4 protein-coding genes are annotated in these 6,775 nt (G+C 45.6%); 3 read left to right on the forward strand and 1 reads right to left on the reverse strand.

Features of this window, described 5'->3' with window-relative positions:
* A partial coding sequence (locus HMPREF2551_RS10120; protein WP_210400293.1) for a YadA family autotransporter adhesin occupies positions 1-1,003 on the forward strand: 1,003 nt, incomplete at its 5' end.
* A gap of 237 nt (positions 1,004-1,240) precedes the next feature.
* Here HMPREF2551_RS10120 and dusA read toward each other — a convergent pair.
* Positions 1,241-2,245: a tRNA dihydrouridine(20/20a) synthase DusA gene (dusA, locus tag HMPREF2551_RS10125; RefSeq protein ID WP_070838810.1), complete on the reverse strand. Its 1,005-nt coding sequence runs from the start codon at positions 2,243-2,245 to the stop codon at positions 1,241-1,243.
* 217 nt (positions 2,246-2,462) lie between these two features.
* Between dusA and HMPREF2551_RS10130 the strand changes: the two genes are divergently transcribed.
* On the forward strand, positions 2,463-3,083 hold the full coding sequence (locus tag HMPREF2551_RS10130; RefSeq protein WP_036491940.1) for an L-threonylcarbamoyladenylate synthase: 621 nt from the start codon (positions 2,463-2,465) through the stop codon (positions 3,081-3,083).
* Between the two features lie 565 nt (positions 3,084-3,648).
* The coding region (locus HMPREF2551_RS10450; RefSeq protein ID WP_210400294.1) for an ESPR-type extended signal peptide-containing protein at positions 3,649-6,775 on the forward strand (3,127 nt) is incomplete at its 3' end.

The raw sequence follows: 6,775 nt of genomic DNA on the forward strand, positions 1-6,775 counted from the left end.
AGACGGTAACGGTAACACTACTACTACTGTCGTTAAAGATGGTGCAACCGGTGCTACTGGTGCAGACGGTAAGAATGCTGAAGCTGAAGTTAAAGACAACGGCGACGGTACTCACACTGTAACCATCAAAGACGGTAACGGTAACACCACTACTACCATCGTTAAAGACGGTGCTAAAGGTGATACTGGTGCAACTGGTGCTAAAGGTGATACCGGTGAAAACGGTAAGTCTGCAGAAGGTAAAGTTGAGCGTGATGAAGCTAAAGGTACTTCTACCATCACTATCAACAACTTCGATAAAGACGGTAAAGTCATCTCTACTACTACTGCAACCGTGAAAGATGGTAAAGACGGTAAAGATGGTAAAGATGCTGATGGCACCTTCGGTCTGGTTGACGAGACTGGTACTACTGACGGCTCTATCTCCAAAAAACTGAATAACACTATTCAGATTAAAGGTGATGCGGGTACTAAAGTTCAAGTATTCGACAAAGCAACCGGTAAGACTTCAGAGAAAGAAGTTCAAAACATCTTCGTTAAGAAAGACGGCGATGCGCTGAAAGTCAGCTTGAACCCTGATCTGACCGTTAACAGTGTTACTACTAACGAACTGAAAGCAGGTCCTGTAACCATCAACCAAGGTGGTATCGATGCCGGCAACACTACTATTAAAAATGTTGCTCCAGGTAAGAATGGTACCGATGCGGTTAACGTTGACCAGCTGAACCAAAAATTCGGCGATGTGAACAGCAATGTGAACAAGGTTGACAACAACGCCCGCGCAGGTGTGGCTCAAGCCTTGGCTACTGCCGGTCTGCCACAAGCTTACTTGCCAGGTAAGAGCATGTTGGCTATCGGTGGCGGTCACTACCGCGGTGAAACCGGTTACGCTGTCGGCTTCTCTAGCATCTCCGATGGTGGTAACTGGATCATCAAAGGTACTGCTTCCGGCAACTCACGTGGTCACTTCGGTGCTACCGCAGCAGTTGGTTACCAATGGTAATCTGACTTTCAGACGGCCTGTAAAGGCCGTCTGAAAAGACGAAGCAAAGTAAATGCGGCCTATTTAGGCCGCATTTTTTTATACTTGGATTATGTTTTGAATTTATTTGATGAATTAATCAGGATAGTAGCTAAAGATAAATGAATATATCTTTAGCAGTCTGTTGTAATTTAAAAGGCCGTCTGAAGCATCATTTAATGCTTCAGACGGCCTTTCATTTATTCGAACTATATGGCATTAATCCCAAATATTTGCGCGTTCAACTTCTTTCCATGCGTCTAGAATTAGGCTGCCGTCGTTGTCTTTCAGCAAAGTAGAATCTGAGAGCATACGGCGCCAAGTGCGGGCATTTTTTAGGCCGTGCATTAAGCCTAGTGCGTGGCGGACGATATGGCGCAGGATGGTGCCTCGTCCTAAGGCGATTTGTTCGTGGCTGTATGCGTATAGCCAAGCTGCTAAATCTGAGTATTGGATTGGTGCGTGTGCGTCGTTGTAAAACAGTACATCCCAATCGCGCATCAGCATTGGATTATGATAAGCCTCGCGCCCGATCATGACACCATCGACAAATTTTAAGTGTTCGGCGATTTCTTCGTTGGTGGTGATGCCGCCGTTAATCAAAATTTCTAAGTCGGGAAAATCTTGTTTCAAACGGTACACGTATTCATATTTGAGTGGCGGGACTTCGCGGTTTTCTTTCGGGGATAAACCGTCCAACCAGGCATTACGCGCATGGACGATAAATGTGCGGCAGGCTGTTTTTTCGCGAAGTGTTCCCACAAAATCTGCTACGACTTGATATTCTGTTTGTCTGTCTACACCGATGCGGTGTTTGACCGTCACCGGAATTTCAACTGCATCCTGCATCGCATTCAAACAATCTGCCACCAAATCTACATCATTCATCAAGCAAGCGCCGAAAGCGCCTTTTTGAACGCGTGGGCTGGGGCAGCCGCAATTTAGGTTGACTTCGTTATAGCCATACGCTTCAGCCGCTTTGGTAGCGATTGCCAAGTCATGCGGATCTGAGCCGCCAAGCTGTAAAGCTACCGGTTGCTCGCCTTCGTTGAAACTCAAAAAGCGGTCTTTATCTCCGTAAACCACTGCGCCTGAATTGACCATTTCGCTATAAAGCCAAGCATTGCGTGTAATTTGTCGCGCCATAAAGCGATAGTGTCGGTCTGTCCAATCGAGCATGGGTGCAACAGACAAGCGGCGGGAAGGTAGGGAAGAAGCAGGCATTGAGATGACTTTCAAACAAAATAACGCATTATATAGTGTATTAAATTGACTTTCGATATCGGCCGGTAAATCAAAATAATATATATGGCATCACTGGATTTAGCCGTGTTGTAGATGAGGCTAAATCCATTCATGGTGGTGGAAATCCAATATTCAGACGGCCAAATAAGTTTTAAAATACCAAACAGCAAACCATTAGAATGATAAGGAAAAAAACATGGCTCAATTTTTCGCCATCCATCCCGATAATCCCCAAGACCGCCTCATCAAACAAGCCGCCGACATTGTCCGCAGTGGCGGCGTTATCGTTTACCCTACGGACTCCTGTTACGCGCTGGGTTGCAAACTCGGCGACAAGAACGCGATGGAGCGCATTCTTGCGATTCGTAAAATCGATCAAAAACACCATCTGACCCTGATGTGTGCCGATTTGAGTGAATTGGGTACTTACGCCAAAGTAGATAATGCCCAATTCCGCCAGCTCAAAGCAGCTACGCCCGGAAGCTACACCTTTATCCTACAGGCAACCAAAGAAGTACCCAATCGCACGCTTCACCCCAAGCGCAAAACCATCGGTCTGCGTGTTCCCGACAACGCCACTGCCTTGGCACTTTTGCAAGAATTGGGTGAACCTATTTTAAGCTGTACCCTTATGCTGCCCGAAGATGAAGAGCCATTGACCGATCCATACGAAATCCGAGATCGTCTTGAACATGCTGTCGATTTGGTTATTGATGGCGGCTGGTGCGGTACTGAGCCGACGACAGTTATCGATATGACCGATGGCACCGAGCTGATTCGTCAAGGCAAGGGCGATATTGCCGTATTCGGTTTGTAAAACCATCCGCATTTGTATAAGTAGGGATATGCGTATTCTTTCTATGACGTATTAAAAGCATATTGCCAATTTTATTGATAGTTTAAAAAACAAATTATTCAATTAAGCAATTGTTCAAAATCATTTCATCAAAGGCCGTCTGAAATCTTTCAGACGGCCTTTTCCATTTTTTTAAAAATAATTCATTTTAAATAAAATTCCGAGTGATTGGCACGTTGCTTGCATGATTACTGTGATTGCTGATGACTTGTCGACGGAATACAACATTACGCTTATTAATAAAAACATGATTGGAGAACTTTTAATGATTGGTTTTTCTGTTCAAACGTCATGATTTTGTTTAAAAATTAAAGATAATCGGTTGATATTTTAGACTAGCGGATATTTTGTAAGTATGAAATACTATATCGTTGCGGGATAGTCAAAATCCTAAATTTCGTCTCAAAGTGACAATAAACGTCAGCTTGAGATAAGCATTTTGCTGGGAAACCCCGCATAAATTCTTAAAGTAGCGTCATGCTCATGCTCACGCTTTTACCTATCATAAAAAGAGAAAGACACACCTATGAATAAGATATTTAAAGTTGTTTGGAACCGTACGATTCAATCTTTTGTCGTAACTTCCGAATTGGCCAAAGGCCGTGTGAAATCGTCTGCCGAACAAAACAGTGCAGATGTATCTGCCGAATCCGGTAAAAATGGTATCGCGACAGTTTTCAGATTGACAGTGATTTCGGCAGCTCTTTTGGGTGCAGGTAATTCGTATGCGGCAACTGCGGGACGAGGACAAATTGCGGTTGATCCTCCGACCAGTGCTACTGCGGTTAGTGGTGCAACAGCGACCGGTATTGGTGCGCTGTCAATAGGAGCATCAGCCAATGCTACGGCTAATGGTGCAGTTGCGGTAGGTACGAGTGCAAATGCAACACATAATAACAGCCTGGCCGTGGGTACCAATGCTAAAGCTACTCAAACTCATGCTGTTGCAATGGGTGCAGATACAAGTGCAAGTAGTTCATATGCAACAGCGATAGGTAAAAGTGCCAATGCTGTTTCTGTAGATTCAACAGCATTGGGTGCAGATTCCAAAGCAAATGGTACGCAAGCGACAGCGGTAGGTAAGAATGCTCTTGCTGATAATACGAGCACAACAGCATTGGGTAATTCGGCGCAAGCATTTGGTATAGGCTCAATGGCTTTGGGCCAATCCAGTACATCAAGAGGTCAAAACGGCATTGCAATTGGCAGCGGCAGTCAGGCTGCAGCCAATGCGCAAAATGCCATTGCAATCGGTACCAATGCAGTGGGTTATCAAAGTGAGTCTATCGCCATAGGTAATTCAGCCCAAGCTCAAACTGGAAATACCATTGCCATCGGTAAAAGTGCAGTGGCAACTTCTCCAAGTTCGGGTAATGCAGCATCAAGTGCTATTGCACTTGGTGCAGACGCGAATGCAACCGGACTTGGTACGATTGCTATTGGACGTGCATCTGGGGTTCTTTCGCAAAATATTATGAATGTGAATGTAACGCACAATAATATTGCTATTGGTAATACGGCTCGAGTAGGCGATTCAAGTAGTCCTAAGATAACTCAGTCTATTGCTATTGGTTCAGGTAACCGTATTGATCCACAGGGCAGACCTGAGGGTGCATGGGCAAAGGGAGACCAATCTATTGCGGTTGGTGGTAATGTCGTGGCTAATGGTAATTCATCTGTTGCTATTGGTGGTGATGATTTAGATTCGGTAGGTGGTACTCGATATTCTGGCAATGCAACGGATAAATTCATCAACTATAATGAAAAAGGTGCAAAGACCGGTGAATATACGCTGAGCGGTAAAAGTCTGCGTGATATTTATAAAGAGATGACTGGTGATACGATGTATGGCGGTTCTTATGGTAATACTATTGCCGGTCAAGGTTCTGTTGCATTAGGTGTGCAGTCTAATTCATCTGCCGATTTGTCTCTGGCTATCGGTACCAAATCTCAGGCGACTGCCTTTGGCGGTGTAGCTTTGGGTACAGGTGCGAAGGCTACTTTGCTGAACTCTGTAGCTTTGGGTACGGCTTCTAAAACCGATAAAGAAGGTAAGGCATACGTTCAACGCGAAATCATGGGCGAAACCTACACTTGGGCAGGCGGTCAAACTACCGATGCCGGTGATGTTGTGTCTGTCGGTTCCAAAGGTTACGAACGCCAAATCATCAATGTATCCCCTGGCGATATTTCCGCTACTTCCACTGATGCGATCAACGGCTCTCAACTTTATGGTGTATTGAGTGCGCTCGAACGCATCCGTTATTTCTCTGTTAAGTCAGAAGAAGGCAAAACTGACGGTACGAAAAACTGGAACAATGACGGTGCAAAAGCAACCAATTCGATTGCCATCGGACCGAATGCGGCAACAAGTACTGGTGCGACGGGTAGTGTTTCCTTGGGTCATAATGCCAACGTACTTGGCGAAGATTCTGTTGCTGTTGGTCCAAATGCAACGGTAACTTCGAGAACTGTTGGCGCTGTTGCCTTGGGTTCTAATGCCAATTCCCGCGGTACAGGTTCTATCGCCATAGGTTTGAATACGGAAAATAATTATAATTACTCTGTAGTCGTCGGTGCTCACAGTAGAGCCAACTACCAAAATGCAACCGTTGTCGGTGCAAGGGCAGCGGCACAAAATAACGGTACGGCAATGGGCTTTTTGTCAAATGCAGTCGGTGATGATTCTGTTGCAATCGGTCATCAGGCGCAGACAACGCAAGCTTATTCTATCGCCATTGGTAAGCAGGCAAACAGTTCAGGCCTTTATTCCACCGCTATTGGTTCCTCAGCCCAAGCTGCCGGACAGAATAGTTTTGCCGGCGGTAATAATGCAAAAGCTACTGGAAGCGATTCAGTTGCTTTGGGTAGTGGCGCGACGACTACGATCGGTAGCTCTGTTGCATTGGGTAATGGTGCTGTCGGTGCCGCCAATAATTTTGATGCAACAGCTAAAAATGCCTCATTCAAAAACGATAGTGGCGCTGCGACCAATGTCAGCTATGCTGCTTCTTCATCCTCTACAACAGGCGCGGTTTCTGTAGGCAGTGCAGGCAATGAACGTCAAATCCAGAATGTTGCCGCAGGTCGTATTTCCGCCACTTCGACCGATGCGGTCAACGGTAGCCAGCTGTACACAGTTATGAACAATGTTGGACACAATATCCAACAAAACGGTACAGACAAATCCCGTATCAATAACAACGGTACAGTCAACTACGCCGATGGCAACTTGACGACCGTTGCGGTCACCGATGGCGAAAATGCGTCAAAAGTTCAAATCAATGTCACTCAAGGCACATTGTCTGTCGATAATAATGGCACAGTGTCCGCACCGACTGCCGGTGTAGCGACTGCCGGCGATGTAGCCAATGCCATCAATAATGCTAAAACCACAACCAAGGTGGAGGCAGGCAGCAACGCGCACGTTAATAAAACAACTTCAGGCAAAGAAACCACTTATACCGTCAGTGCAGATAAAGCAACGGTACAAGTTTCCAATGCTTTGAATTTGACCTCCAATACTACAACTGCAGCCGATGGTGCAGTAACAACTGATTACAGTATCGATCTTGCTCAAAGTACTAAAGATAATATCCAAAAAGGCGTAGACGCCAAAACCGCCGTTGACACCAAAGGCCTGACCTTCAACG

The organism is Neisseria sp. HMSC066H01 (genome assembly GCF_001837375.1).
In the GTDB taxonomy this organism is placed as follows: Bacteria; Pseudomonadota; Gammaproteobacteria; order Burkholderiales; family Neisseriaceae; genus Neisseria.